This window comes from Streptomyces sp. NPDC037290 (assembly GCF_055603245.1).
On record NZ_JBVJVZ010000015.1, the window covers coordinates 61,148 to 85,170 of the forward strand.

General features: G+C 66.9%; 36 protein-coding genes. 35 read left to right on the plus strand and 1 reads right to left on the minus strand.

The features are described from left to right. The first annotated feature begins 24 nt into the window (after positions 1–24). The 35 genes from ACZ7HQ_RS34755 (at position 25) to truA (ending at position 22,923) form a co-directional block, all read left to right on the plus strand. Positions 25–432 carry a hypothetical protein gene (locus tag ACZ7HQ_RS34755; RefSeq protein WP_470998822.1) on the plus strand — a complete coding sequence of 136 codons (408 nt, stop codon included), beginning with the start codon at positions 25–27 and terminating at the stop codon, positions 430–432. A 46-nt stretch (positions 433–478) separates the two neighbouring features. Further along, positions 479–2,788, plus strand: a complete 2,310-nt coding sequence (locus ACZ7HQ_RS34760; RefSeq protein ID WP_470998824.1) for a hypothetical protein — start codon at positions 479–481, stop codon at positions 2,786–2,788. A 113-nt stretch (positions 2,789–2,901) separates the two neighbouring features. Then, positions 2,902–3,831, plus strand: a complete 930-nt coding sequence (locus ACZ7HQ_RS34765) for a hypothetical protein (protein WP_470998826.1) — start codon at positions 2,902–2,904, stop codon at positions 3,829–3,831. A gap of 290 nt (positions 3,832–4,121) precedes the next feature. Further along, positions 4,122–5,243 carry a hypothetical protein gene (locus tag ACZ7HQ_RS34770; protein ID WP_470998828.1) on the plus strand — a complete coding sequence of 374 codons (1,122 nt, stop codon included), beginning with the start codon at positions 4,122–4,124 and terminating at the stop codon, positions 5,241–5,243. A 454-nt stretch (positions 5,244–5,697) separates the two neighbouring features. Beyond that, positions 5,698–6,006 carry a 30S ribosomal protein S10 gene (rpsJ, locus tag ACZ7HQ_RS34775; RefSeq protein WP_003948644.1) on the plus strand — a complete coding sequence of 103 codons (309 nt, stop codon included), beginning with the start codon at positions 5,698–5,700 and terminating at the stop codon, positions 6,004–6,006. Positions 6,007–6,022: 16 nt separating this feature from the next. Next, complete coding sequence (gene rplC / locus ACZ7HQ_RS34780) at positions 6,023–6,667, plus strand: 50S ribosomal protein L3 (RefSeq protein ID WP_067045344.1); 645 nt, start codon at positions 6,023–6,025, stop codon at positions 6,665–6,667. Between the two features lie 8 nt (positions 6,668–6,675). After that, complete coding sequence (rplD, locus tag ACZ7HQ_RS34785; RefSeq protein ID WP_470998830.1) at positions 6,676–7,332, plus strand: 50S ribosomal protein L4; 657 nt, start codon at positions 6,676–6,678, stop codon at positions 7,330–7,332. Then, positions 7,332–7,751: a 50S ribosomal protein L23 gene (gene rplW, locus ACZ7HQ_RS34790; protein ID WP_470998832.1), complete on the plus strand. Its 420-nt coding sequence runs from the start codon at positions 7,332–7,334 to the stop codon at positions 7,749–7,751. Before rplD ends, rplW begins: the two co-directional genes overlap by 1 nt. Positions 7,752–7,791: 40 nt before the next feature. Continuing rightward, on the plus strand, positions 7,792–8,628 hold the full coding sequence (gene rplB / locus ACZ7HQ_RS34795; RefSeq protein ID WP_069779215.1) for a 50S ribosomal protein L2: 837 nt from the start codon (positions 7,792–7,794) through the stop codon (positions 8,626–8,628). A gap of 12 nt (positions 8,629–8,640) precedes the next feature. Next, positions 8,641–8,922, plus strand: coding sequence for a 30S ribosomal protein S19 (rpsS, locus tag ACZ7HQ_RS34800; protein WP_004984529.1), 282 nt, complete (start codon positions 8,641–8,643; stop codon positions 8,920–8,922). 43 nt (positions 8,923–8,965) lie between these two features. Then, entirely contained in the window at positions 8,966–9,313 is a 348-nt protein-coding gene (gene rplV, locus ACZ7HQ_RS34805; protein ID WP_019329637.1) for a 50S ribosomal protein L22, read from the plus strand. Further along, positions 9,313–10,134: a 30S ribosomal protein S3 gene (rpsC, locus tag ACZ7HQ_RS34810; RefSeq protein WP_003998826.1), complete on the plus strand. Its 822-nt coding sequence runs from the start codon at positions 9,313–9,315 to the stop codon at positions 10,132–10,134. Before rplV ends, rpsC begins: the two co-directional genes overlap by 1 nt. Before the next feature lie 5 nt (positions 10,135–10,139). After that, positions 10,140–10,559, plus strand: a complete 420-nt coding sequence (gene rplP, locus ACZ7HQ_RS34815) for a 50S ribosomal protein L16 (protein WP_009190136.1) — start codon at positions 10,140–10,142, stop codon at positions 10,557–10,559. Next, positions 10,559–10,783 (plus strand): 50S ribosomal protein L29, encoded by a 225-nt coding sequence (rpmC, locus tag ACZ7HQ_RS34820; protein WP_003974259.1) that lies wholly within the window; start codon positions 10,559–10,561, stop codon positions 10,781–10,783. The genes rplP and rpmC overlap by 1 nt, the downstream gene beginning before the upstream one ends. Then, on the plus strand, positions 10,783–11,070 hold the full coding sequence (gene rpsQ, locus ACZ7HQ_RS34825; protein ID WP_003992363.1) for a 30S ribosomal protein S17: 288 nt from the start codon (positions 10,783–10,785) through the stop codon (positions 11,068–11,070). The genes rpmC and rpsQ overlap by 1 nt, the downstream gene beginning before the upstream one ends. Before the next feature lie 100 nt (positions 11,071–11,170). Continuing rightward, positions 11,171–11,539 carry a 50S ribosomal protein L14 gene (rplN, locus tag ACZ7HQ_RS34830; protein WP_003998823.1) on the plus strand — a complete coding sequence of 123 codons (369 nt, stop codon included), beginning with the start codon at positions 11,171–11,173 and terminating at the stop codon, positions 11,537–11,539. Between the two features lie 2 nt (positions 11,540–11,541). After that, entirely contained in the window at positions 11,542–11,865 is a 324-nt protein-coding gene (rplX, locus tag ACZ7HQ_RS34835) for a 50S ribosomal protein L24 (RefSeq protein ID WP_031477830.1), read from the plus strand. Next, the gene (gene rplE / locus ACZ7HQ_RS34840) at positions 11,865–12,422 is read left to right on the plus strand and encodes a 50S ribosomal protein L5 (RefSeq protein ID WP_015658460.1); all 558 of its coding nucleotides are present in this window, start codon (positions 11,865–11,867) and stop codon (positions 12,420–12,422) included. Before rplX ends, rplE begins: the two co-directional genes overlap by 1 nt. Positions 12,423–12,427: 5 nt before the next feature. Then, positions 12,428–12,613 carry a type Z 30S ribosomal protein S14 gene (locus ACZ7HQ_RS34845; RefSeq protein WP_003948630.1) on the plus strand — a complete coding sequence of 62 codons (186 nt, stop codon included), beginning with the start codon at positions 12,428–12,430 and terminating at the stop codon, positions 12,611–12,613. A 213-nt stretch (positions 12,614–12,826) separates the two neighbouring features. Continuing rightward, on the plus strand, positions 12,827–13,225 hold the full coding sequence (gene rpsH, locus ACZ7HQ_RS34850; protein ID WP_030046382.1) for a 30S ribosomal protein S8: 399 nt from the start codon (positions 12,827–12,829) through the stop codon (positions 13,223–13,225). A gap of 24 nt (positions 13,226–13,249) precedes the next feature. After that, positions 13,250–13,789 (plus strand): 50S ribosomal protein L6, encoded by a 540-nt coding sequence (gene rplF / locus ACZ7HQ_RS34855; protein WP_356940756.1) that lies wholly within the window; start codon positions 13,250–13,252, stop codon positions 13,787–13,789. A 3-nt stretch (positions 13,790–13,792) separates the two neighbouring features. After that, on the plus strand, positions 13,793–14,176 hold the full coding sequence (gene rplR / locus ACZ7HQ_RS34860; RefSeq protein ID WP_014674380.1) for a 50S ribosomal protein L18: 384 nt from the start codon (positions 13,793–13,795) through the stop codon (positions 14,174–14,176). 36 nt (positions 14,177–14,212) lie between these two features. Next, the gene (rpsE, locus tag ACZ7HQ_RS34865) at positions 14,213–14,818 is read left to right on the plus strand and encodes a 30S ribosomal protein S5 (protein ID WP_016434633.1); all 606 of its coding nucleotides are present in this window, start codon (positions 14,213–14,215) and stop codon (positions 14,816–14,818) included. A gap of 2 nt (positions 14,819–14,820) precedes the next feature. Further along, complete coding sequence (gene rpmD / locus ACZ7HQ_RS34870) at positions 14,821–15,003, plus strand: 50S ribosomal protein L30 (protein WP_003974250.1); 183 nt, start codon at positions 14,821–14,823, stop codon at positions 15,001–15,003. Between the two features lie 2 nt (positions 15,004–15,005). Further along, the gene (rplO, locus tag ACZ7HQ_RS34875; protein WP_023547373.1) at positions 15,006–15,461 is read left to right on the plus strand and encodes a 50S ribosomal protein L15; all 456 of its coding nucleotides are present in this window, start codon (positions 15,006–15,008) and stop codon (positions 15,459–15,461) included. Between the two features lie 244 nt (positions 15,462–15,705). Next, the gene (gene secY / locus ACZ7HQ_RS34880) at positions 15,706–17,019 is read left to right on the plus strand and encodes a preprotein translocase subunit SecY (protein ID WP_470998841.1); all 1,314 of its coding nucleotides are present in this window, start codon (positions 15,706–15,708) and stop codon (positions 17,017–17,019) included. Then, positions 17,019–17,684 carry an adenylate kinase gene (locus ACZ7HQ_RS34885; protein WP_470998843.1) on the plus strand — a complete coding sequence of 222 codons (666 nt, stop codon included), beginning with the start codon at positions 17,019–17,021 and terminating at the stop codon, positions 17,682–17,684. The genes secY and ACZ7HQ_RS34885 overlap by 1 nt, the downstream gene beginning before the upstream one ends. 101 nt (positions 17,685–17,785) lie before the next feature. Beyond that, positions 17,786–18,622 (plus strand): type I methionyl aminopeptidase, encoded by an 837-nt coding sequence (map, locus tag ACZ7HQ_RS34890; RefSeq protein ID WP_470998943.1) that lies wholly within the window; start codon positions 17,786–17,788, stop codon positions 18,620–18,622. A 152-nt stretch (positions 18,623–18,774) separates the two neighbouring features. Further along, complete coding sequence (infA, locus tag ACZ7HQ_RS34895) at positions 18,775–18,996, plus strand: translation initiation factor IF-1 (RefSeq protein WP_003948620.1); 222 nt, start codon at positions 18,775–18,777, stop codon at positions 18,994–18,996. A 59-nt stretch (positions 18,997–19,055) separates the two neighbouring features. Continuing rightward, complete coding sequence (rpmJ, locus tag ACZ7HQ_RS34900) at positions 19,056–19,169, plus strand: 50S ribosomal protein L36 (protein WP_003998809.1); 114 nt, start codon at positions 19,056–19,058, stop codon at positions 19,167–19,169. 191 nt (positions 19,170–19,360) lie between these two features. Continuing rightward, positions 19,361–19,741 (plus strand): 30S ribosomal protein S13, encoded by a 381-nt coding sequence (rpsM, locus tag ACZ7HQ_RS34905; protein WP_023547369.1) that lies wholly within the window; start codon positions 19,361–19,363, stop codon positions 19,739–19,741. Positions 19,742–19,806: 65 nt separating this feature from the next. Next, positions 19,807–20,211: a 30S ribosomal protein S11 gene (rpsK, locus tag ACZ7HQ_RS34910; protein ID WP_003956432.1), complete on the plus strand. Its 405-nt coding sequence runs from the start codon at positions 19,807–19,809 to the stop codon at positions 20,209–20,211. A 152-nt stretch (positions 20,212–20,363) separates the two neighbouring features. Further along, the gene (locus ACZ7HQ_RS34915; RefSeq protein ID WP_003966937.1) at positions 20,364–21,386 is read left to right on the plus strand and encodes a DNA-directed RNA polymerase subunit alpha; all 1,023 of its coding nucleotides are present in this window, start codon (positions 20,364–20,366) and stop codon (positions 21,384–21,386) included. A gap of 85 nt (positions 21,387–21,471) precedes the next feature. Then, the gene (gene rplQ / locus ACZ7HQ_RS34920) at positions 21,472–21,966 is read left to right on the plus strand and encodes a 50S ribosomal protein L17 (RefSeq protein WP_365580353.1); all 495 of its coding nucleotides are present in this window, start codon (positions 21,472–21,474) and stop codon (positions 21,964–21,966) included. A 102-nt stretch (positions 21,967–22,068) separates the two neighbouring features. Then, positions 22,069–22,923, plus strand: coding sequence for a tRNA pseudouridine(38-40) synthase TruA (gene truA / locus ACZ7HQ_RS34925; protein WP_470998846.1), 855 nt, complete (start codon positions 22,069–22,071; stop codon positions 22,921–22,923). 1 nt (position 22,924) lies between these two features. On the opposite strand, the gene ACZ7HQ_RS34930 is transcribed toward truA, so the two are convergent. Then, complete coding sequence (locus tag ACZ7HQ_RS34930) at positions 22,925–23,800, minus strand: hypothetical protein (RefSeq protein WP_470998848.1); 876 nt, start codon at positions 23,798–23,800, stop codon at positions 22,925–22,927. Positions 23,801–24,023 lie beyond the last annotated feature (223 nt).

Genomic DNA, 24,023 nt, shown 5'->3' on the forward strand with positions numbered 1-24,023 from the left:
AGTGGCGGCGAACACGCCGTGGGGATGCGGCTCAATCAGTACCCGGCCGACTCGGGCGGCGGAGGATCGACGGGGGGCGGCCGGCCGGACCTCGCGCACTCCCCGGACGAGAAGAAAGCCGCGGCGGACACCCTCTTCAACGAGATCGAACCGCACACCAAAACAGCAGGGAAATGGGCGGATGACGAGACGGGCGCCGTGGTGAAGGCGTTCGACGCCAAGGATGGTCATGGCTGGCTCACGTCAACTGCCGTGAGCAAGGTGCACAAGACCTGGGGTGAACAGGTCCAGAACTTTCTGACCCGGCTGGCGCAGGACGAATCGGCCCTCCGGTACAACAACACCGTGTTGACCGGTACGGACGCTGGAGTGGCTGGTACGGCGCGCAAGGTGTCCGTGTTCGACACGTACTCACCGCCACCGAAGCACTGAGACACAGCCGACCCCTTTCGCACGCCACCAGAACCAACGGGGACCCATGCCGACCTACCACGAGATCCTGACGACCGACCTGTCCACGCTCACCAAGGCCGCCGAACGCTGGGACGGCATGGCGAAGGAGCTCAACAAGCAGGAAACCGCGTACCGGCGGGACGTGCACGGCATCACCCTGCGCCCGACCTTCGCCGGTGAGAGCCGGCAAGCCGCCAACGCGCGCTTCGGTGTCAGGCTCACGGAGTACCAGAGCGCCCAGACAGAGGCCAAGGCGATCGCCTCGCTCCTCCGTGACGCGCACACCCAGTTCGTGGACCTGCGCAAGAAGCTGGAGTCGGCCCGCGACGACGCGATAGCCAAGGGTATGAAGGTGTCGGACCAGGGCGTGGTCTCGCTCGACGACGACAGGCTCAGCACGAGGGACCGCCAGCGGCTGGCGACGGACACCGACTACGGGCTCAGTGTCCGCAAGTCCGTCGCCTCCTTCCAGGCCCGCATCGACCAGTGCGTGAAGGACGTGGACGACGCCGACAAGGGCGCCGAGGTCGCCTTCGCCGCCGTCGTGAAAGGCCCCGACATGGGCGACGGCAAGGTCCCCGGCTTCAACGGCAAGGCCCAGGGCGACATCGAGAAGTACGAGGCCCAGGAGGCGGACGACATCGCCCGGCGGGTCGCACACGGTGACAAGGTGTCCGCCGCAGACCTCGCCGAACTGCGCCGCGCCTTCCGGGACAACAAGGGCGACAAGGCGTTCAGCCAGACCTTCCTGCACGGTCTGGGGCCGGACAACACGATCAAGTTCACCAACGAGCTGAACGATCTCGCCTATTCGTCCGACAAGAGCCACCAGAACGTGTACATGGACCTTCAGGGTGGGCTGGCCGACACGCTCGCCAACGCCACGCAGGTGCCGGGCTCGGTCGCCGACATGCCTCCCGGATCACCGAAGTTCAAGGCGTGGCTGGACAGTGCCGATGGCTCGTTCTACCGCCAGTGGATGCAGGGGCTGGAGAAGTACGGCACAAAAAACTACGGCTCCACGTCGAATCCGCTGCGCGGCTACCAGTCGGTCGTCGGCATGATGCAGCAGAGCGACACCAAGTACGACGACCAGTTCCTGTACCAGATGGGCGACGACATGATCGCCGCCGAGAAGAGTCATGCGGGCCTGTTCACCGGATGGGGAGGGGGCCACGACGGCACCCGTGCCGACGCCCTCGACGGGCTCCTCGCCGTGATGAGCAACAACCCCGATGCCGCGACTCACTTCTTCGATCCGGCCGGCAACGGCAGCGGTGCCGACCATGTCGGCAATGATCACCTGCACTACCTGCTCAACACCCGGGACTGGCCGAAGAACGTGCTCGACGACGCGGGCTTCGCGACCGTTGACGACCCCTTGAGCCGGACGGGGCTGGGGGCGGCGCTCGAAGCTGCGTCTACCGGGCATCCTCCTCTCGCCGCAGGCCAGGACCCGTGGCCCGAGGTGCGCCACAACGCGGCACAGACTCGTGTCATGGCTGGCATCATCGACCAGCTCAAGCCCAGTTCCGACACGAGCACGTCCGTGCCCGAGAATCTCCGGCAGCCGATCGCCGACGCGCTGGGCGAGTACGCATCGGACACCCATCAGATCCTGGCCGGGGTGGACACTGACTACATCAAGCACGCCGACATCAACGGCTCGGTCAGCTACGGACACGGCTACTTCACCGACAAGGCGGGCCACATCCATCTGGCGACTGACCCCAAGAGCCTTGTGCAGGTGATGCGCGGTCTCTCCGACGATCCCAATGCCTATGCGACGTTGCAGAAGGCCGAGGACCGGCACATCAACTACGAACTGGACAAGCTGCCGCACGGAGTCCTTCACCAGGACGTCAACTCGAAGTTCGAGAACATCGGAACGGTGCGCGCAACCTACAGTGTCATCCAAGAGGACGTCATCAACGACGACCGCATGAACAAGTACGCGGCCGCCGACTGGAAGGCGAAGGTCGCCTACCACGTGATCGGCGGTGCGGTGACGCCGCTGTACTTCACAGTGGGCGAAACGTCCATCGCCTACGGTGACTCCTTGCAGCGTGGCGTGGACACGGTGACCTGGGAGATGGACAACGAGTGGAAGGCCGGTGCGGACGCCGAGGCCAATGCCAAGGTCGCCGACACCTTCCTTTCGGCGAACAAGCATTTGCCGCTGCTGATCAACGGATGGGCCGATGGGCGGTCGGACATCGACATGAATGACAAGGACGACAAGAACAAGGTCGAGGGCCTGACCACAGCGGCGCTGGCCGGCCAGACCCGAGGAATCACGAACGCTAGGAATTACCTGGTCGACACCACGAACTGAGACAGACCGAGACCGTGTCCACAGAAAGCAGCCACCCCGTCATGCCGCCACCTTCGGCGCCGAGCCCCCGCCGACTCCGATTGAAGATCACAGTCACCGCTGTCTGTCTGGCCATGGCCGCTGGCATCGCGAGCTGGCTGTGGCTGGGACAGGCCTCGGACTCAGGGATGTGTCAGGAGCTACTGGGCGACAAGAGGGTGCGCTCGGCGCTGTCAGAGCAGTACCGGAGTGATCTGAACTGCTCAGGATTGGGGGCGGCCGCGAAGCGTGCCACCACCGGTGCTTCTCCGGGCAAGCACTCCCTTCAGCAGGCGCGATCCATGCAGAATCTGTTGCTGGCCATGGACGACAAGCTCGGTCCGGGCCCACGACGCATGGACCCCGCCCTTGCCGTCCCCTTCGCCCAAGCGCTGGCCGACTATGCGGACGACACGGACCAGATCCTGACGTCCGTGAACGTCGACTACATCCGCGCGGACACTCGGTCGACCTCCCCCTGGCAGGACCGGGCCGGCGTGCACATGTCCGTTTCCTTGGATTCCCTGATCCGCGTCCTGCGGGTGCTGTCGGACAGCCCCGCCGCGTACGCCACGGTCCGCGAAGCCGCCACCCGGCACATCGCGGCCGACCTCGCGGCGACCCCCCGCACCGCCGACCAGGACACGCTGGGTCTGCGCGCCAAACTGGCTGGCCGGATCCTCGGCTCCCTGGACGGCGTGGCCCAGAAGGTCACGCAGGACAACGGGCGAACCGAGGGCGAGAAATGGGGTGCGGACGTTGACGCGGCCCTCGCGGCGAACGCGGAGGCGCCGCCCGCCTATCGTGAGGATCCAGCCGGCCACCTGCTGTACTCGTGGAAACGGGAGCTGAAGGACGCAGGCCCGCAGGACCCAATCACACAAATGGAAGCGCAGAGCCAGGACATGACCCGGTTGTGGGCCCAGGCGCTTCGGCTTGAGCGTGGGACGCAGGACTCACTCCCCGGAGAGTCCCGCGACAATGCGATCGCAGCACGCAGCGACGCGCTGGACAAGCTGCGGTGACTCCTTCTGGGCTCGGACGGGCGCGGGGACGTGCGGCCACCTGCTCGGTGACAAGCCGCTGCACACGGCGCTGGGCAGCGGCCACCGGTCCGGGATGACCTGTCCCGACCTGGGGGTGGCCATCAGAAACGCCGCAGTGGGCGCCAAGCCGGGCCTTCCCGCGATGAGGAGAAAATGACACGCCGATCAACGGCTCGTACCGGCCCTGCAGCCATGAGGACGACCACCGACGCTCCCGAGCGCCTGCAGTACCCGACAGTGGAGAAGTTCCGCGCGCAGGTGGATGCCAGGTGACGGCGGACCACGGGGGACCGGCCAGGTGGCCCCGCCTCGGTCAAGGCAGCCGTCGCCGTCGGCTGGCCACGCTCGCTCTGGCGATCAGCAGCGCCCTCATCGGCGCCGGACTCGTCGCCTGGCGGACCCACACGCTGCCGTTCGTCGATTCGCCCTGCTGGGACTCCGTGAGCAGCAGCGACCTCGACGCACTGTTCGGCGACCGGGACACCGAGGCGAGCGAGGTACGGCCGGCCTGGACCCCGAACGGGGCGGAGGGGCGCGGCTCACTGGACGGCAGGTGCCGTGTCACCAGCGGTGAACGCGAACTCGACATCCATGTGCACCGGCTCACCGGCGGTGTGGAAGAGGACAACATTCCCTGGTCCGACGCGTTCCTGTCGGCAAGCCTCACGCCGCTCGGCCACGGGCTGCTCGGCATGGCCTCGGACACGCGCGCCTGGGTGGCCCTCCCCTCCGGCTGTGCCGATCCGGGAGCATCCTCCGGCTATGCCGTCGTCGACGTGGTCATGGGATACGACAGCTTCTGGGATCTCCGGTCGCCGGACACCCAGGCCACCCTGCGCAAGGCGCTCGCCCGCACGGCCGTCCACGTCGCGAACGGCAGCATGGCGGAACTCGGCTGCTCGGGTGCGCTGCCCGGACCCGAGCAGCCGCACCCGGCGCCGGCGCCCCGGCCGGTGGCTGCGGACCGGCGGATCTGCGGTGTCGCCGGGGTGCGTCTGCCGGCGGACGTGGGGTCGCGCCCTTATGTGCGGATGACCTCGGGAACAGACGGACCCGTCCGTACGTGCGACATGGTCACCGGCGGAAACGCCCACCCTCAGTACCGGCTGCAGACGATCGGGCAGGACGGCCTCGGCGGGGCCTTCGCCGGACTGGAAGCGTCCACGGGCCCCGGTATCCGGGCGAAGGGCCGACGCGACGCGGTCGGCGCCTACGCCCCGGCGCGTGCCGTGGTGTACGCCCAGTGCCGCCAGGGCTCGGTGGTGTTCCTCGCCCAGCAGAAGGACGGTACGTACGGCTACACCTTCATCCGCCAGGCCTTCCCGGCCTACGTGGCCGCGGAGGCCGGCCGGCTGGGCTGCGGCCCACTGGAGATCCGGCTCCCGGAGTGACGTGAGCAAGGTGGATCGCCACGGGCCGCACCGGCGTTTGACTTACGTCACTCCAGGGGTAATCTCTACGGCCCGATTGGCACAGCCCCCGCCCCATATGGCAGACTGTCGGAGTTGCTCGGTCGAGTGTTGATGCTGCGCGCCTCCCGCCGGGAGGACCGGAAGCGAGTCCCACAGTACTCGTCGCCCTAACTGCCCACGGGCAGCACTGGGGCGGACGTACGGGAATCTTCCGGGAAGTGTGAGCGCGGCACCGGCCAGGCACCCGGTGGGCCCGAGGTCCCCGGTCCGCGGTTCCGGAAGGGCCGTCGCATTCCCCGCAGGGATGTTCGAACAAGGGACATCTGTGTCAGTGGAAGCGCGACACACCCGACCGCGTGGGTCGGAGGAACAAGGGGCAAGAAGGAACCCGCCGGGTTCCAGAGCGTAAGAGAGACAGGACTACTGAGTAGCCATGGCGGGACAGAAGATCCGCATCCGGCTCAAGGCCTACGACCACGAGGTCATCGACTCCTCGGCGAAGAAGATCGTCGAGACGGTGACCCGCACTGGTGCGTCGGTCGCGGGCCCGGTGCCGCTGCCCACTGAGAAGAACGTGTACTGCGTCATCAAGTCGCCGCACAAGTACAAGGACTCGCGCGAGCACTTCGAGATGCGCACGCACAAGCGCCTGATCGACATTCTCGACCCGACCCCCAAGACCGTTGACTCTCTGATGCGACTCGACCTCCCGGCCGGTGTCGACATCGAGATCAAGCTCTGAGGCTGGTGGGCTGAGAATGGCTAAGCAGATCAAGGGCATCCTGGGCGAGAAGCTCGGCATGACGCAGGTGTGGGACGAGAACAACCGTGTTGTTCCGGTCACCGTCGTCAAGGCCGGCCCGAACGTCGTCACCCAGGTTCGTACGAACGACGTCGACGGCTACGAGTCGGTCCAGATCGCCTTCGGCGAGATCGACCCGCGCAAGGTGAACAAGCCCCTCAAGGGCCACTTCGCCAAGGCCGACGTCACCCCCCGTCGCCACCTCGTTGAGATCCGTACGGCTGACGCCGCCGAGTACACGCTCGGTCAGGAGATCACCGCCGAGGTCTTCGAGGCCGGCGTGAAGGTCGACGTCACCGGCAAGAGCAAGGGCAAGGGCTTCGCCGGTGTCATGAAGCGCCACAACTTCCGTGGCCTCGGCGCCGGGCACGGCACCCAGCGCAAGCACCGCTCGCCCGGTTCCATCGGTGGCTGCGCCACCCCGGGCCGCGTGTTCAAGGGCCTCCGTATGGCGGGTCGCATGGGCAACGAGCGGGTCACCACCCAGAACCTGACCGTCCACGCCGTTGACGCGGAGAAGGGTCTGCTGCTCATCAAGGGCGCGGTTCCCGGTCCGAACGGCGGCCTCGTCCTGGTCCGCACCGCGGCCAAGGGGGCCTGAGGTAACCGATGAGCACTGTTGACATCCTTTCGCCGGCGGGCGAGAAGGCCGGTACCGTCGAGCTCCCCGCGGAGATCTTCGACGTAGAGAAGATCAGCGTTCCGCTGCTTCACCAGGTCGTCGTCGCGCAGCTGGCCGCGGCCCGTCAGGGCACGCACAAGACCAAGACCCGTGGCGAGGTTCGCGGTGGCGGCAAGAAGCCGTACCGCCAGAAGGGCACCGGCCGCGCCCGTCAGGGCTCGACCCGTGCGCCGCAGTTCGCCGGCGGTGGCGTCGTCCACGGCCCGCAGCCGCGTGACTACTCGCAGCGGACCCCGAAGAAGATGAAGGCCGCGGCCCTGCGCCACGCCCTCACCGACCGGGCCCGCCACAACCGCATCCACGTCGTCTCCGGCGTGGTCGAGGGCGCGAACCCCAGCACCAAGGCCGCCAAGTCGCTGTTCGGCAAGATCTCGGAGCGCAAGAACCTGCTCCTGGTCGTCGACCGCGCCGACGAGGCCGCGTGGCTGTCCGCCCGCAACCTGCCCCAGGTCCACATCCTGGAGCCGGGCCAGCTGAACACGTACGACGTTCTCGTCTCGGACGACGTGGTCTTCACCCAGGCCGCTTTCGAGTCCTTCGTCGCCGGCCCGAAGGCCAACGACACCGAAGGGAGCGAGGTCTGATGGCCATCCGTCACCCCGCTATCGCCTCGAAGGCCGCCAAGGCCGCCAAGGCCGCGCGCGTCGCCAAGGCGCGCCGTCACGCCGCCGAGGGCAAGAACACCGTCGAGACCCCGCTGAGCAAGTCCTTCACGGACCCCCGTGACGTGCTGCTCAAGCCGGTTGTCTCGGAGAAGAGCTACGCGCTCCTCGACGAGAACAAGTACACGTTCGTCGTCGCCCCGGGCGCCAACAAGACCCAGATCAAGCAGGCCGTCCAGGCGGTCTTCGACGTCAAGGTCACCGGGGTCAACACGATCAACCGCCAGGGCAAGCGCAAGCGCACGAAGACCGGTTTCGGTCAGCGTGCCGCGACCAAGCGCGCGATCGTGACCCTCGCCGAGGGCGACCGTATCGACATCTTCGGCGGTCCGACCGCCTAAGGGCGGTCCGGATCGTCCGATATCGGACGAGGACTGAGAAATGGGAATCCGCAAGTACAAGCCGACTACGCCGGGCCGTCGTGGCGCCAGCGTCGCCGACTTCGTCGAGGTCACGCGGTCCACGCCGGAGAAGTCGCTGGTCCGCCCCCTGCACAGCAAGGGCGGCCGTAACAACGCCGGTCGTGTGACCGTTCGCCACCAGGGTGGCGGACACAAGCGCGCCTACCGAGTGATCGACTTCCGTCGTCACGACAAGGACGGCGTGCCGGCGAAGGTCGCGCACATCGAGTACGACCCCAACCGCACCGCGCGCATCGCGCTGCTGCACTACGCCGACGGCGAGAAGCGCTACATCCTCGCCCCGCGCAACCTGCAGCAGGGTGACCGCGTCGAGAACGGTCCCGGGGCCGACATCAAGCCGGGCAACAACCTGGCCCTCCGCAACATCCCGGTCGGTACCACGATCCACGCGATCGAGCTCCGTCCCGGTGGCGGTGCCAAGTTCGCCCGCTCCGCCGGTGCCTCCGTGCAGCTGCTCGCGAAGGAGGGCGCCTACGCCCACCTGCGCATGCCGTCCGGCGAGGTCCGCCTGGTCGACGTCCGCTGCCGCGCCACCATCGGCGAGGTCGGCAACGCCGAGCAGAGCAACATCAACTGGGGTAAGGCCGGCCGTAAGCGGTGGCTGGGCGTTCGCCCGACCGTCCGTGGTGTCGTGATGAACCCGGTTGACCACCCGCACGGTGGTGGTGAGGGCCGGACCTCCGGTGGTCGCCACCCTGTGTCCCCGTGGGGCAAGAAGGAAGGCCGTACTCGTTCGCCCAAGAAGGCGTCGAACAAGTACATCGTCCGCCGCCGCAAGACGAACAAGAAGCGCTAAGGACGGGTTGAGATGCCTCGTAGCTTGAAGAAGGGGCCCTTCGTCGACGACCACCTGATCAAGAAGGTGGACGCCCAGAACGAAGCGGGCACCAAGAACGTCATCAAGACCTGGTCCCGTCGCTCGATGATCGTCCCGGCCATGCTCGGTCACACGATCGCGGTGCACAACGGCAAGACCCACATCCCGGTGTTCGTCACCGAGTCGATGGTCGGCCACAAGCTCGGCGAGTTCTCGCCGACGCGCACCTTCCGGGGCCACGTCAAGGAAGACCGGAAGTCGAAGCGCCGCTAGTAGCGGATCGCACTCAGACACGTAAGTAACTGAAGGGACAACCATGGAAGCCAGGGCCCAGGCGCGGTACATCCGCGTCACGCCCATGAAGGCCCGCCGCGTGGTGGACCTCATCCGTGGCATGGATGCCACGGAGGCCCAGGCTGTTCTGCGATTCGCTCCGCAGGCAGCCTCCGTGCCGGTCGGCAAGGTGCTCGACAGCGCCATTGCCAACGCCGCGCACAACTACGACCACACCGACGCCGACAGCCTCTACATCTCCGAGGCGTACGTCGACGAGGGCCCGACCCTGAAGCGGTTCCGGCCGCGTGCCCAGGGCCGTGCCTACCGGATCCGCAAGCGGACCAGCCACATCACCGTGGTCGTCAGCAGCAAGGAAGGAACCCGGTAATGGGCCAGAAGGTTAACCCGCATGGGTTCCGGCTCGGTGTCACCACGGACTTCAAGTCCCGGTGGTACGCCGACAAGCTGTACAAGGACTACGTCAAGGAAGACGTCGCCATCCGTCGGATGATGACGTCCGGCATGGAGCGCGCCGGCATCTCGAAGGTGGAGATCGAGCGCACCCGTGACCGTGTCCGCGTGGACATCCACACCGCGCGTCCGGGCATCGTCATCGGCCGCCGTGGCGCCGAGGCCGACCGCATCCGCGGCGACCTCGAGAAGCTCACGGGCAAGCAGGTCCAGCTGAACATCCTCGAGGTCAAGAACCCCGAGACCGACGCTCAGCTGGTTGCCCAGGCCGTTGCCGAGCAGCTCTCCTCCCGCGTCTCCTTCCGCCGCGCCATGCGTAAGAGCATGCAGTCGGCGATGAAGGCCGGCGCCAAGGGCATCAAGATCCAGTGCGGCGGCCGCCTCGGCGGCGCCGAGATGTCCCGCTCGGAGTTCTACCGCGAGGGCCGTGTGCCCCTGCACACGCTCCGCGCGAACGTGGACTACGGCTTCTTCGAGGCCAAGACGACCTTCGGCCGCATCGGTGTGAAGGTCTGGATCTACAAGGGCGACGTCAAGAACATCGCCGAGGTCCGCGCCGAGAACGCTGCGGCCCGTGCGGGTAACCGCCCGGCCCGTGGTGGTGCCGACCGCCCGGCCCGTGGTGGCCGTGGTGGCGAGCGGCGCGGTCGCAAGCCGCAGCAGGCTGCCGGCGCCGAGGCCCCCAAGGCCGAGGCTCCCGCGTCCGCTCCGGCTGAGAGCACCGGAACGGAGGCCTGACCGAAATGCTGATCCCCCGTAGGGTCAAGCACCGCAAGCAGCACCACCCGAAGCGCAACGGTATGTCCAAGGGTGGAACGCAGGTTGCGTTCGGCGAGTACGGCATCCAGGCGCTGACCCCGGCCTACGTGACGAACCGCCAGATCGAGGCGGCTCGTATCGCGATGACCCGCCACATCAAGCGTGGCGGCAAGGTCTGGATCAACATCTACCCGGACCGTCCCCTCACCAAGAAGCCGGCCGAGACCCGCATGGGTTCCGGTAAGGGTTCTCCGGAGTGGTGGATCGCCAACGTCAAGCCCGGACGTGTGATGTTCGAGCTGTCGTACCCCAACGAGAAGATCGCCCGTGAGGCGCTGACCCGTGCGGCCCACAAGCTGCCGATGAAGTGCCGGATCGTCAAGCGCGAGGCAGGTGAAGCGTGATGTCGGCCGGTACCAAGGCGTCCGAGCTGCGCGAGCTGGGCAACGAGGAGCTTCTGGCGAAGCTCCGCGAGGCCAAGGAAGAGCTGTTCAACCTCCGCTTCCAGGCGGCGACCGGTCAGCTCGAGAACCACGGTCGGCTGAAGGCCGTCCGTAAGGACATCGCGCGGATCTACACCCTGATGCGTGAGCGCGAGCTGGGCATCGAGACGGTGGAGAGCGCCTGATGAGTGAGAGCAACGTGACTGAGCAGACTGCAGAGGCCCGCGGCTTCCGCAAGACCCGTGAGGGTCTCGTCGTCAGCGACAAGATGGACAAGACCGTCGTCGTCGCCGTCGAGGACCGCGTCAAGCACGCGCTGTACGGCAAGGTCATCCGCCGTACCAACAAGCTCAAGGCGCACGACGAGCAGAACGCCGCGGGTGTCGGCGACCGCGTCCTCCTGATGGAGACCCGGCCGCTGTCCGCGACGAAGCGCTGGCGCGTCGTCGAGATCCTCGAGAAGGCCAAGTAATTTCCTGCGGGGCTAACCTCGCAGGTCAGTTCCGCCAGGCTCGGCAGGGGTTCCGCAGAGGAACCCCTGCCGGGAACCGGCAGACAAACAGGAGATAGACGTGATCCAGCAGGAGTCGCGACTGCGTGTCGCCGACAACACTGGTGCGAAGGAGATCCTTTGCATCCGTGTGCTCGGTGGCTCCGGTCGCCGCTACGCGGGCATCGGTGACGTCATCGTCGCCACCGTCAAGGACGCGATCCCCGGTGGCAACGTGAAGAAGGGTGACGTCGTCAAGGCGGTCATCGTTCGCACCGTCAAGGAGCGCCGCCGTCCGGACGGCTCGTACATCCGCTTCGACGAGAACGCCGCCGTCATTCTGAAGAACGACGGCGACCCTCGCGGCACCCGCATCTTCGGCCCGGTCGGCCGTGAGCTGCGCGAGAAGAAGTTCATGAAGATCATCTCGCTCGCGCCGGAGGTGCTGTAAGCATGAAGATCAAGAAGGGCGACCTGGTCCAGGTCATCACCGGTAAGGACAAGGGCAAGCAGGGCAAGGTCATTGCCGCTTACCCGCGCGAGGAGCGTGTCCTGGTCGAGGGTGTCAACCGGGTCAAGAAGCACACCAAGGCCGGTCCGACCGCTCGCGGTTCCCAGGCCGGCGGCATCGTGACCACCGAGGCCCCGATCCACGTGTCCAACGTTCAGCTGGTCGTGGAGAAGGACGGCAACAAGGTCGTCACGCGTGTCGGTTACCGCTTCGACGACGAGGGCAACAAGATCCGCGTTGCCAAGCGGACGGGTGAGGACATCTGATGGCTACCACCACCACTCCGCGTCTGAAGACGAAGTACCGCGAGGAGATCGCGGGCAAGCTGCGTGACGAGTTCAAGTACGAGAACGTCATGCAGGTTCCCGGCCTCGTCAAGATCGTGGTCAACATGGGTGTGGGCGACGCCGCCCGCGACTCCAAGCTGATCGAGGGCGCCATCCGCGACCTCACCACGATCACCGGTCAGAAGCCGGCCGTCACCAAGGCCCGCAAGTCCATCGCGCAGTTCAAGCTGCGTGAGGGCCAGCCGATCGGTGCCCACGTCACGCTCCGTGGCGACCGCATGTGGGAGTTCCTGGACCGCACCCTGTCGCTCGCGCTCCCGCGCATCCGCGACTTCCGCGGCCTGTCCCCCAAGCAGTTCGACGGCCGTGGCAACTACACCTTCGGTCTCACGGAGCAGGTCATGTTCCACGAGATCGACCAGGACAAGATCGACCGTACCCGGGGCATGGACATCACCGTGGTCACCACGGCGACCAACGACGCTGAGGGCCGCGCGCTCCTTCGTCACCTCGGCTTCCCGTTCAAGGAGGCGTGAGCGAGATGGCGAAGAAGGCTCTGATTGCCAAGGCTGCTCGCAAGCCCAAGTTCGGTGTGCGTGGCTACACCCGCTGCCAGCGCTGCGGCCGTCCGCACTCCGTGTACCGCAAGTTCGGCCTCTGCCGCGTGTGCCTTCGTGAGATGGCTCACCGTGGCGAGCTGCCGGGCGTGACCAAGAGCTCCTGGTAATCCCGGTAATTCGGGATTCCCAAGGCTCTCGGTAAGCAGATAGGGCGGTCAGACGCCCACTCCACATGCCTTAGGCTTGTGGGGTTGGGCGTCTGTCGCCGCCCATACGACTTACTACGCCGTAGGTCCACCGCGCCGCACCCGTCCCGTCTCGGATCGGGGAGAGGGATGGCGCACCAGGAAACCCCGGCGAGAGAGGCCGAAGGCCAATTCATGACCATGACTGATCCGATCGCAGACATGCTGACGCGTCTGCGGAACGCGAACTCGGCGTACCACGACTCCGTGACGATGCCGGCGTCCAAGATCAAGTCTCACATCGCGGAGATCCTCCAGCAGGAGGGCTTCATCACGGGCTGGCGCGTCGAGGACGCCGAGGTCGGCAAGAACCTCGTCCTCGAGCTGAAGTTCGGCCCGAACCGTGAGCGCTCCATCGCGGGCATCAAGCGGATCTCCAAGCCCGGTCTCCGGGTGTACGCGAAGTCCACCAACCTGCCGAAGGTGCTGGGCGGCCTCGGCGTGGCGATCATCTCCACGTCGCACGGGCTCCTCACCGACAAGCAGGCCGGCAAGAAGGGCGTGGGTGGGGAAGTCCTCGCCTACGTCTGGTAGCAGAAGGGAACGGAGGAAACAGCTATGTCGCGCATCGGCAAGCTCCCCATCGCGGTTCCCGCCGGCGTGGACGTCACCATCGACGGCCGTACGGTCTCGGTCAAGGGCCCCAAGGGCTCGCTGACCCACACCGTTGTCGCGCCGATCGACATCGCTAAGGGCGAGGACGGCACCCTGCAGGTGACCCGCCCGAACGACGAGCGTCAGAGCAAGGCCCTGCACGGCCTCTCCCGCACGCTGGTGGCGAACATGATCACCGGCGTGACCCAGGGTTACGTGAAGAAGCTCGAGATCAGCGGTGTCGGTTACCGAGTGACCGCCAAGGGTTCGAACCTGGAGTTCGCTCTCGGTTACAGCCACCCGATCCTCGTCGAGGCCCCCGAGGGCATCACCTTCAAGGTGGAGTCCCCGACCCGTTTCTCGGTCGAGGGCATCGACAAGCAGAAGGTCGGCGAGGTTGCGGCCAACATCCGCAAGCTGCGCAAGCCCGACCCGTACAAGGCCAAGGGCGTCAAGTACGAGGGCGAAGTCATCCGCCGCAAGGTCGGAAAGGCGGGTAAGTAAGCCATGGCATACGGGCAGAAGATCCTCAAGGGCGACGCCTACAAGCGCGCCGCGATCAAGCGCCGTCACATCCGGATCCGCAAGCGGATCTCCGGTACGGCGGAGCGTCCCCGTCTGGTCGTGACCCGCTCCAACCGCCACATCGTGGCGCAGGTGATCGACGACCTGAAGGGCCACACCCTGGCGTCGGCGTCCACCCTGGACGCGTCGATCCGTGGCGGCGAGGCCGACAAGTCCGCGCAGGCCAAGCAGGTCGGCGCCCTGGTCGCCGAGCGTGCCAAGGCCGCCGGTGTCGAGGCCGTCGTGTTCGACCGTGGTGGCAACCAGTACGCCGGGCGCATCGCCGCCCTGGCGGACGCCGCCCGCGAAGCCGGGCTCAAGTTCTGAGCCGCTTGTAGCTAGCGGAAAGAGAGAGGTAATCCAATGGCTGGACCCCAGCGCCGCGGCAGCGGTGCCGGTGGCGGCGAGCGGCGGGACCGGAAGGGCCGTGACGGCGGCGCTGCTGCCGCCGAGAAGACCGCGTACGTTGAGCGCGTCGTCGCGATCAACCGCGTCGCCAAGGTTGTGAAGGGTGGTCGTCGCTTCAGCTTCACCGCGCTGGTCGTGGTGGGCGACGGTGACGGCACCGTGGGTGTCGGATACGGCAAGGCCAAGGAGGTGCCGGCCGCCATCGCCAAGGGCGTTGAGGAGGCCAAGAAGCACTTCTTCAAGGTCCCCCGGATCCAGGGCACCATCCCGCACCCGATCCAGGGTGAGAAGGCTGCCGGCGTCGTGCTGCTCAAGCCCGCGTCCCCGGGTACCGGCGTTATCGCCGGTGGTCCGGTGCGTGCCGTGCTCGAGTGCGCCGGTATCCACGACATCCTGTCGAAGTCGCTCGGCTCCGACAACGCGATCAACATCGTGCACGCGACCGTGGAGGCCCTCAAGGGCCTGCAGCGTCCCGAGGAGGTCGCGGCCCGCCGCGGTCTGCCGCTCGAGGACGTCGCCCCCGCGGCTCTTCTCCGTGCGCGTGCCGGGGCGGGTGCGTAATCATGGCGCAGCTCAAGATTACGCAGGTCAAGTCCTACATCGGCAGCAAGCAGAACCACCGTGACACCCTGCGCTCCCTTGGTCTCAAGGGCATCAACACGCAGGTCGTCAAGGAGGACCGCCCCGAGTTCCGCGGCATGGTGCACACCGTCCGCCACCTCGTGACGGTCGAGGAGGTCGACTGATCATGGCGGAGCAGAACCCGCTCAAGATCCACAACCTCCGTCCCGCCCCGGGCGCCAAGACCGCCAAGACCCGTGTCGGTCGTGGTGAGGCGTCGAAGGGTAAGACGGCCGGTCGTGGTACCAAGGGTACGAAGGCCCGTTACCAGGTTCCGGAGCGCTTCGAGGGCGGCCAGATGCCGCTGCACATGCGCCTCCCGAAGCTGAAGGGCTTCAAGAACCCGTTCAAGACCGAGTTCCAGGTCGTGAACCTCGACAAGCTGGCCGCGCTCTACCCCGAGGGTGGCGAGGTCACCGTCGAGGGTCTGGTGGCCAAGGGTGCCGTTCGCAAGAACAGCCTCGTCAAGGTCCTCGGCCAGGGCGAGATCTCCGTGGCGCTGCAGGTGACGGTCGACGCCGTCTCCGGCTCCGCCAAGGAGAAGATCACCGCCGCCGGCGGTACGGTCACCGAGCTGGTCTGAGCCCCTCAGGTCCACTCGATGACGTGAACGATCCCGACCGGGGATACCCCACAAAAGGGGTATCCCCGGTTGGTCGTTCCTAGGGCGGTGCTCTCGCCGGTAAGGTGGCCAGCACTGCCTACTTTCACTGACTGCTCCCATGGGGCACCCTGAGCGGCAGTTGACCGTTAGCTATTCGTCTGTATCCGTCGAACCTCAAGACCGTCACCCTTGACGCAGTTGCGCGGGGGTCGCAGGAGGCACCGTGCTCACCGCGTTCGCCCGGGCGTTCAAGACGCCCGACCTGCGCAAGAAGCTGCTCTTCACGCTGGCCATCATCGTGGTCTACCGGGTCGGTACCCACATCCCGATCCCCGGCGTCAACTACAAGGCCGTCCAGCAGTGCGTCCGGGAGGCCTCGGGCAACCAGGGCCTCTTCGGGCTGGTCAACATGTTCAGCGGCGGCGCGTTGCTGCAGATCACGATCTTCGCCCTCGGGATCATGCCGTACATCACGGCCAGCATCATTCTGCAGCTGCTCACCGTCGTGATTCCGCGTCTGGAAGCCCTGAAGAAGGAGGGGCAGGCCGGCACGGCGAAGATCACCCAGTACACGCGTTACCTGACGGTGGCGCTGGCCATCCTGCAGGGGACGGGCCTCGTCGCCACCGCGCGCAGCGGCGCGCTGTTCGGCAGCTGCTCGGTGGCCGGCCAGATCGTCCCGAACCAGGCGATCTTCACCACGATCACGATGGTCGTCTGCATGACCGCCGGCACCTGTGTCGTGATGTGGCTCGGTGAGCTGATCACCGACCGCGGCATCGGCAACGGCATGTCGATCCTGATGTTCATCTCGATCGCCGCGACCTTCCCGTCCGCGCTGTGGGCCATCAAGAAGCAGGGCACCCTGGCCGGCGGCTGGATCGAGTTCGGCACCGTGATCGTGGTCGGCCTGGTCATGGTCGGCCTGGTCGTCTTCGTCGAGCAGGCCCAGCGCCGCATCCCGGTGCAGTACGCGAAGCGGATGATCGGCCGTCGTTCCTATGGTGGTACGTCCACCTACATCCCGCTCAAGGTGAACCAGGCGGGTGTGATTCCCGTCATCTTCGCCTCCTCGCTGCTCTACATTCCGGCGCTCGTGGCGCAGTTCGCGGGGGGCAGGTCGGGCTGGAAGGACTGGATCCAGCAGAACCTGACCAAGGGCGACCACCCGATTTACATCACTCTGTACTTCTTGCTCATCGTTTTCTTCGCGTTCTTCTACGTGGCGATCTCCTTCAACCCCGAGGAAGTCGCCGACAACATGAAGAAGTATGGTGGCTTCATCCCGGGCATCCGGGCTGGCCGACCGACCGCTGAGTACCTCAGCTACGTGCTCAACCGGATCACCTGGCCGGGTTCGCTGTATCTGGGGCTGATCGCTCTCGTACCGACAATGGCGTTGGTGGGCTTCGGGGCAAGCCAGAACTTCCCCTTCGGAGGGACGAGCATCCTGATCATCGTGGGTGTCGGTCTCGAGACGGTGAAGCAGATCGAGAGCCAGCTCCAGCAGCGCAATTACGAAGGGTTCCTCCGCTGATGCGTATCGTCCTCGTCGGGCCGCCGGGTGCCGGTAAGGGAACGCAAGCCGTCCGCCTCGCCGAGAAGCTGTCGATCCCGCACATCTCCACGGGCGACCTGTTCCGGGCCAACATCAGCCGGCAGACCGAGCTGGGCAAGCTCGCGAAGTCCTACATGGACGCCGGCAACCTCGTCCCGGACGAGGTGACCATCGCGATGGCCAAGGACCGCATGGAGCAGCCGGACGCGGAGGGCGGCTTCCTGCTGGACGGCTTCCCGCGGAACGTCTCGCAGGCCGAGGCGCTGGACGAGCTGCTGCGCATCGAGGGCATCACGCTGGACGCCGTCCTGGACCTGGAGGTCCCGGAGGATGAGGTCGTCAAGCGGATCGCCGGGCGCCGTATCTGCCGCAACGAGTCGTCGCACGTCTTCCACGTGACGTACAGCCCGCCGAAGAAGGAGGGCGTGTGCGACGTCTGCGGCGGTGAGCTGTACCAGCGCGACGACGACTCCGAGGACACCGTGCGCAAGCGCCTCGAGGTCTACCACACGCAGACCGAGCCGATCATCGACTACTACAAGGCGCAGGGCCTGGTCGTGACGATCTCCTCCCTGGGCCCGGTGGACGAGATCACGCAGCGGGCGCTGGAGGCACTCAAGCGCGAGAAGGCCGAGAACAAGTAGATCGCGGTCCTTCCGGTCGCGGTGCCCTTGGCGGGGTGCCGCGGCCGTACTGTTGTACAGGTAACCCAGTCGACGTGAGTGACGGAGAGCGCAGGCCCCCCATGGTGCAGATCAAGACGCCCGAGCAGATCGCCAAGATGCGTGCGGCGGGCCTGGTCGTAGCCGCCATTCACGCGGCGACCCGTGAGGCCGCGGTGCCCGGCGCCTCCACCAAGGACCTGGACGAGGTCGCCCGCAAGGTCCTCGCCGAGCACGGCGCCAAGTCGAACTTCCTGGGCTACGGCGGCTTCCCCGCCACCATCTGCACCTCCGTGAACGACGTGGTCGTCCACGGCATCCCCTCCGACGACGTCGTCCTCAAGGACGGCGACGTCATCTCCATCGACTGCGGCGCGATCGTCGACGGCTGGCACGGCGACGCCGCCTACACGGCGTTCGTGGGCTCCGGTCACTCCCCGGAGCTGGTCGAGCTCTCCCGGGTGACCGAGGAGTCGATGTGGGCGGGCATCGCGGCCATGAAGCAGGGCAACCGCCTGGTCGACGTCTCCCGGGCGATCGAGACCTACATCCGCCGCCAGCCCAAGCCCGGCGGCGGCCGCTACGGCATCATCGAGGACTACGGCGGCCACGGCATCGGCACCGAGATGCACATGGACCCGCACCTGCTGAACTACGTCGACCGGCGCCGCGGCAAGGGCCCCAAGCTGGTGCCCGGCTTCTGCCTCGCGATCGAGCCGATGGTGTCCCTCGGCACGCCGCGCACGGAGGTCCTGTCGGACGACTGGACGGTCATCACGACCGACGGCACCTGGTCCTCGCACTGGGAGCACTCGGTCGCCCTGACCGAAGAGGGCCCGCTGGTCCTGACGGCCCCGGACGGCGGCAAGGCGAAGCTGGCGGAATACGGCATCCAGGCCGCTCCCGACCCCCTGGCATGACACGCGCTTCCGTGGGGCAGACTTCCTCGATTCGCCTTTCGGAGAGTGGCGACGTAGACTGACTCGTCGGCTCTCGTGCACCCGCATGTCCGCATGCACCCGTAAGGGAAAGCGGGAGAGTCGATCAAGGTAGTCGATTCGAAGGGCGAAGCGTGGCCAAGAAGCAAGGTGCCATCGAGATCGAGGGCACTGTCGTCGAGTCTCTGCCGAACGCCATGTTCAAGGTCGAGCTCCAGAACGGCCACCAGGTCCTGGCACACATCAGCGGCAAGATGCGTATGCACTACATCCGCATCCTCCCTGACGACCGGGTCGTGGTGGAGCTGTCTCCGTACGACCTGACGCGTGGCCGGATCGTCTACCGGTACAAGTAGATCTTGCCCGCATCCCGTCTCGGCGGGGTGGTGGCACTGACCCGGAGAACCTCAATCCCATGAAGGTCAAGCCGAGCGTCAAGAAGATCTGCGACAAGTGCAGGGTGATCCGCCGTCACGGTCGGGTCATGGTCATCTGCGAGAACCCGCGCCACAAGCAGCGCCAGGGCTGACGCACGACCGTAACCCTCTGCACCCCTATCGCAGAGATTCGCGCGACGCGAGCTGAATATGTTCATACGCAGAGCCCGAGCCACCCAGCTCGACACCCCCGGTTCGGAGGCCGGGGACCCGGTTCGTACCTCGTACGGCGGCCGGGAGCCGGTTCTGCGGAAGACCTCCGAAGATCACCAGGAGCCATTGAATGGCACGCGTTTCCGGTGTTGACATCCCGCGCGAAAAGCGCGTGGAGGTCGCCCTCACCTACGTGTTCGGCATCGGCCGGACCCTCTCGAAGGAGACGCTGGCTGCGACCGGCGTCGACCCCAACACCCGTGTTCGTGACCTGACCGAAGAGCAGCTGGTCGCGATCCGCGAGTACGTCGACAACAACATCAAGACCGAGGGTGACCTCCGTCGCGAGATCCAGGCCGACATCCGCCGCAAGGTCGAGATCGGCTGCTACCAGGGTCTCCGTCACCGTCGCGGTCTGCCCGTCCGCGGTCAGCGCACCAGCACCAACGCCCGTACCCGCAAGGGCCCGCGTCGCGCCATCGCCGGCAAGAAGAAGCCGGGCAAGAAGTAGTCCGCAGCGGACACCTGTCCACGGTCTTCGCTGTAGGACCGACCACCTCCCGTAGGAGTTAGTAGATGCCCCCCAAGGGACGTCAGGGCGCTGCCAAGAAGGTGCGCCGCAAGGAAAAGAAGAACGTCGCTCACGGCCACGCGCACATCAAGAGCACGTTCAACAACACGATCGTCTCCATCACGGACCCGTCGGGCAACGTGATCTCCTGGGCCTCCGCCGGCCACGTCGGCTTCAAGGGCTCCCGGAAGTCCACGCCGTTCGCCGCGCAGATGGCTGCCGAGTCGGCTGCCCGCCGCGCCCAGGAGCACGGCATGCGCAAGGTCGACGTGTTCGTGAAGGGCCCGGGTTCCGGTCGTGAGACCGCGATCCGCTCCCTGCAGGCCACGGGCCTCGAGGTCGGCTCCATCCAGGACGTCACCCCGACCCCGCACAACGGCTGCCGTCCGCCGAAGCGCCGTCGCGTCTGACGCACGGCTGCCTCACAAGGCCGCGGTTTCGGGCGGTACGGCTCTTTCGGGTCGTGCCGCCCGTACCCTTGCAGTACCCGCGCTTTTCATGGGCGCGGTTTCCGTCGGGCGTCAAATAGCGGGCGTCCACGAATGAAGGATCTGATCCACACATGCTGATCGCTCAGCGTCCCTCGTTGACCGAAGAGGTCGTCGACGAGTTCCGCTCCCGGTTCGTGATCGAGCCGCTGGAGCCGGGCTTCGGCTACACCCTCGGCAACTCCCTGCGTCGTACCCTCCTGTCCTCGATCCCCGGCGCTGCTGTCACCAGCATCCGGATCGACGGCGTGCTGCACGAGTTCACCACCGTGCCGGGCGTCAAGGAGGACGTCACCGACCTGATCCTCAACATCAAGCAGCTGGTCGTCTCCTCGGAGCACGACGAGCCGGTCGTGATGTACCTGCGCAAGCAGGGCCCGGGTCTGGTCACCGCCGCCGACATCGCGCCCCCGGCCGGTGTCGAGGTGCACAACCCCGACCTCGTCCTCGCCACGCTCAACGGCAAGGGCAAGCTGGAGATGGAGCTGACGGTCGAGCGCGGCCGCGGTTACGTCTCCGCCGTGCAGAACAAGCAGGTGGGCCAGGAGATCGGCCGTATCCCGGTCGACTCCATCTACAGCCCCGTGCTGAAGGTCACGTACAAGGTCGAGGCCACGCGTGTCGAGCAGCGCACCGACTTCGACAAGCTGATCGTCGACGTCGAGACCAAGCAGGCCATGCGTCCGCGTGACGCCATGGCGTCGGCCGGCAAGACCCTGGTCGAGCTGTTCGGGCTCGCCCGCGAGCTGAACATCGACGCCGAGGGCATCGACATGGGCCCGTCCCCGACGGACGCCGCCCTGGCCGCCGACCTCGCGCTGCCGATCGAGGAGCTGGAGCTCACGGTCCGCTCCTACAACTGCCTCAAGCGTGAGGGCATCCACTCCGTGGGTGAGCTCGTCGCCCGCTCCGAGGCCGACCTCCTGGACATCCGCAACTTCGGTGCGAAGTCCATCGACGAGGTCAAGGCGAAGCTGGCCGGCATGGGCCTGGCCCTGAAGGACAGCCCGCCCGGATTCGACCCCACGGCCGCTGCCGACGCCTTCGGCGCCGACGACGACGCGGACGCGGGTTTCGTGGAGACCGAGCAGTACTGATCGGTCGCAGCCGGTGGGCATCCGCTCATCGGGTTCCTGACCCCGGTACCTGACACGGCCGGGGCAGACACACAGGAGAAGAACAATGCCGAAGCCCACCAAGGGTGCCCGTCTGGGCGGCAGCGCCGCGCACGAGAAGCTGCTCCTCGCGAACCTCGCGAAGAGCCTCTTCGAGCACGGCCGTATCACCACCACCGAGGCGAAGGCCCGCCGCCTGCGCCCGTACGCCGAGCGTCTGATCACCAAGGCGAAGAAGGGCGACCTTCACAACCGCCGTCAGGTGCTCCAGGTCATCACGGACAAGGGCATCGTCCACACGCTCTTCACCGAGATCGGCCCGCGGTACGAGAACCGTCCCGGTGGCTACACCCGCATCACCAAGATCGGTAACCGCCGTGGCGACAACGCGCCCATGGCCGTCATCGAGCTGGTCGAGGCGCTGACGGTGCAGCAGAAGGCCGTGGGTGAGGCCGAGGCCGCCACCAAGCGTGCGGTCAAGGAGGCCGACGAGGCCAAGGCCGCGGAGACCACCGAGGCTCCGGCCGAGGAGGCCGCTGCCGAGGAGTCGAAGGACGCCTGAGGCTCTGCCTGACGTGAAGCGGGTCCGCCCTTCGGGGCGGGCCCGCTTTCACGTTTCTTCGACACGTTCTTTCGAGGGGCACCGCCCTGAGAGGATTCGCACGTGAGTGATGAAGTACAGCCCGGTCACGTCCGCGTCCGCCTCGACGTCTCCTACGACGGCACCGACTTCCACGGCTGGGCCAAGCAGGCCGGCGGCAAGCGGACCGTGCAGGGCGAGATCGAGGACGCCCTGCGCACGGTGACGCGGTCGCGGGAGACGTACGAGCTGACCGTCGCCGGGCGGACCGACGCCGGGGTGCACGCGCGCGGGCAGGTGGCCCACGTGGACCTGCCCGAGGGTGTCTGGCGGGAGCACAACCAGAAGCTGCTCAAGCGGCTCGCCGGGCGGCTGCCGAAGGATGTGCGGGTGTGGGCCCTCAGGCCGGCGCCGAGCGGCTTCAACGCCCGTTTCTCCGCCGTCTGGCGCCGGTACGCCTACCGGGTCACCGACAACCCCGGCGGTGTCGACCCCATCCTGCGCAACCACGTCCTCTGGCACGACTGGCCCCTCGACGTGGACGCCATGAACGAGGCCGCGGCGGCGCTGCTCGGTGAGCACGACTTCGCGGCGTACTGCAAGAAGCGCGAAGGGGCGACCACGATCCGCACCCTGCAGGAGCTGAGCCTCGTGCGCGGGTCCGACGGGATCATCACGGCCACGGTGCGCGCCGACGCGTTCTGCCACAACATGGTGCGCTCGCTGATCGGCGCGCTGCTGTTCGTCGGGGACGGGCACCGCGGGCCTCAGTGGCCGGGGAAGGTGCTGGCCGCGGGCGTACGGGACTCGGCCGTGCACGTCGTACGACCGCACGGACTGACCCTGGAGGAGGTGGGCTACCCCGCCGACGAACTGCTGGCCGCGCGCAACAAGGAGGCGCGGAACAAGCGCTCGCTTCCGCCGGCGGGGTGCTGCTGAGCTACCGGTCGGCCGCGGCGGAGGCCTGGGCCTGGCCGCGGCGGTAGATCTGGTTGAAGGTGAACTGCTGCAGGTCGTTGCCGACGGAGAAGACCTTCGTGTCCTTGTCGGTGACGTTCTTGCCGCTGAGGAAGCCGACGGTCGTGAAGTAGACGTAGCGGCCGGCGGCGTTCGTGGTCGTCAGGCAGACCGCGGCGTTGCAGAAGTCCTTGACGCCCTTGCCGGGCAGGGAACGCACCATGGCGTTCTTCTTGGCCTGCGTCTTGACCTTCGCGGCCTGTGCCTGGTCGTCGAAGACGGCGACGCCGACGGTGCCGGCGATGCCGTCCTTGCTGTAGGTCACCCGGATCAGCCGGGTGCAGCCGTTGGCGGTGAGGATCTTCGGAAGGTTGCTGCCGGCGCCGGAGGCGCACTTGGTGGTGTCGGCCGTGGCGCCCTTCTTGTACACCGCGTTCCCCATGGTCAGCTGGGTGCCGGGGAAGAGGGTGTCGGCGCTGAGCGGGGCGGTGTCCTTCTTGGCGTTGGCTATGAAGTCCTTCGGGTCCAGCGGCGGCGGGGCGCTGGTGGGGGCGAAGGACGGCGTGGCCGAGCCGCTGGGCACGGAGGCGCTGGCCGGAAGGCCGGTGGGGGAGCCGCCCGCCTCGTCGCTGCCGTTCGCGGAGACGACGGCCATGGCGACGGCGGTGCCTATCGCGACCGTGGCGACCGCGCCGCCCCCGATGAACAGCAGCTTGCGGCGCTTGTTGCGGGTCTCGGAGGCCTCCGCGAGCGCGGCCCAGTCCGGCGTCCCGTCGTCACCCCCGCTGCTCCAGGGCTGCTGGGAATTCGGTTTCCAGGGATCCCACTGAGACTGGGGTCCCCCCTGCCCGTAACTCATGGGGCGCATCTTAGACGGGGTGCGCAAGGTGCCGGGGCCGCTGCGGCGGCATGCCGTGTTTGTCCGCCGACATGAGGGGGAAGGGCGTCGTTTTGACCCGTCCGGGGGCCTCACGGTAACCTGCTTCTTCGTTGTGTATTGGCTTGCTCATTCTCACGGGACGGGCCCTTACACCGGTCCACCGGGCCGATGACCAGCGATCAGCACGCGGTTTGCGTCACCG

Bases quoted from the DNA above. Each gene is read 5' to 3' on its own strand.
- rplB (WP_069779215.1), top strand. From the start codon at position 7,792: ATGGGAATCCGCAAGTACAAGCCGACTACGCCGGGCCGTCGTGGCGCC.
- ACZ7HQ_RS34765 (WP_470998826.1), top strand. From the start codon at position 2,902: ATGGCCGCTGGCATCGCGAGCTGGCTGTGGCTGGGACAGGCCTCGGAC.
- rplW (WP_470998832.1), top strand. From the start codon at position 7,332: ATGGCCATCCGTCACCCCGCTATCGCCTCGAAGGCCGCCAAGGCCGCC.
- ACZ7HQ_RS34755 (WP_470998822.1), top strand. From the start codon at position 25: ATGCGGCTCAATCAGTACCCGGCCGACTCGGGCGGCGGAGGATCGACG.
- rpmJ (WP_003998809.1), top strand. From the start codon at position 19,056: ATGAAGGTCAAGCCGAGCGTCAAGAAGATCTGCGACAAGTGCAGGGTG.
- rpmD (WP_003974250.1), top strand. From the start codon at position 14,821: ATGGCGCAGCTCAAGATTACGCAGGTCAAGTCCTACATCGGCAGCAAG.
- ACZ7HQ_RS34930 (WP_470998848.1), bottom strand. From the start codon at position 23,800: ATGAGTTACGGGCAGGGGGGACCCCAGTCTCAGTGGGATCCCTGGAAA.
- rplQ (WP_365580353.1), top strand. From the start codon at position 21,472: ATGCCGAAGCCCACCAAGGGTGCCCGTCTGGGCGGCAGCGCCGCGCAC.
- map (WP_470998943.1), top strand. From the start codon at position 17,786: ATGGTGCAGATCAAGACGCCCGAGCAGATCGCCAAGATGCGTGCGGCG.
- rpsH (WP_030046382.1), top strand. From the start codon at position 12,827: ATGACCATGACTGATCCGATCGCAGACATGCTGACGCGTCTGCGGAAC.
- rpmC (WP_003974259.1), top strand. From the start codon at position 10,559: ATGTCGGCCGGTACCAAGGCGTCCGAGCTGCGCGAGCTGGGCAACGAG.
- ACZ7HQ_RS34760 (WP_470998824.1), top strand. From the start codon at position 479: ATGCCGACCTACCACGAGATCCTGACGACCGACCTGTCCACGCTCACC.
- rpsQ (WP_003992363.1), top strand. From the start codon at position 10,783: ATGAGTGAGAGCAACGTGACTGAGCAGACTGCAGAGGCCCGCGGCTTC.
- rplD (WP_470998830.1), top strand. From the start codon at position 6,676: ATGAGCACTGTTGACATCCTTTCGCCGGCGGGCGAGAAGGCCGGTACC.
- rpsM (WP_023547369.1), top strand. From the start codon at position 19,361: ATGGCACGCGTTTCCGGTGTTGACATCCCGCGCGAAAAGCGCGTGGAG.
- rplF (WP_356940756.1), top strand. From the start codon at position 13,250: ATGTCGCGCATCGGCAAGCTCCCCATCGCGGTTCCCGCCGGCGTGGAC.
- ACZ7HQ_RS34885 (WP_470998843.1), top strand. From the start codon at position 17,019: ATGCGTATCGTCCTCGTCGGGCCGCCGGGTGCCGGTAAGGGAACGCAA.
- rplR (WP_014674380.1), top strand. From the start codon at position 13,793: ATGGCATACGGGCAGAAGATCCTCAAGGGCGACGCCTACAAGCGCGCC.
- ACZ7HQ_RS34845 (WP_003948630.1), top strand. From the start codon at position 12,428: ATGGCGAAGAAGGCTCTGATTGCCAAGGCTGCTCGCAAGCCCAAGTTC.
- rplO (WP_023547373.1), top strand. From the start codon at position 15,006: ATGGCGGAGCAGAACCCGCTCAAGATCCACAACCTCCGTCCCGCCCCG.
- rplC (WP_067045344.1), top strand. From the start codon at position 6,023: ATGGCTAAGCAGATCAAGGGCATCCTGGGCGAGAAGCTCGGCATGACG.
- rplV (WP_019329637.1), top strand. From the start codon at position 8,966: ATGGAAGCCAGGGCCCAGGCGCGGTACATCCGCGTCACGCCCATGAAG.
- ACZ7HQ_RS34915 (WP_003966937.1), top strand. From the start codon at position 20,364: ATGCTGATCGCTCAGCGTCCCTCGTTGACCGAAGAGGTCGTCGACGAG.
- rplX (WP_031477830.1), top strand. From the start codon at position 11,542: ATGAAGATCAAGAAGGGCGACCTGGTCCAGGTCATCACCGGTAAGGAC.
- rpsC (WP_003998826.1), top strand. From the start codon at position 9,313: ATGGGCCAGAAGGTTAACCCGCATGGGTTCCGGCTCGGTGTCACCACG.
- rpsS (WP_004984529.1), top strand. From the start codon at position 8,641: ATGCCTCGTAGCTTGAAGAAGGGGCCCTTCGTCGACGACCACCTGATC.
- rpsE (WP_016434633.1), top strand. From the start codon at position 14,213: ATGGCTGGACCCCAGCGCCGCGGCAGCGGTGCCGGTGGCGGCGAGCGG.
- rpsJ (WP_003948644.1), top strand. From the start codon at position 5,698: ATGGCGGGACAGAAGATCCGCATCCGGCTCAAGGCCTACGACCACGAG.
- rplP (WP_009190136.1), top strand. From the start codon at position 10,140: ATGCTGATCCCCCGTAGGGTCAAGCACCGCAAGCAGCACCACCCGAAG.
- rpsK (WP_003956432.1), top strand. From the start codon at position 19,807: ATGCCCCCCAAGGGACGTCAGGGCGCTGCCAAGAAGGTGCGCCGCAAG.
- rplE (WP_015658460.1), top strand. From the start codon at position 11,865: ATGGCTACCACCACCACTCCGCGTCTGAAGACGAAGTACCGCGAGGAG.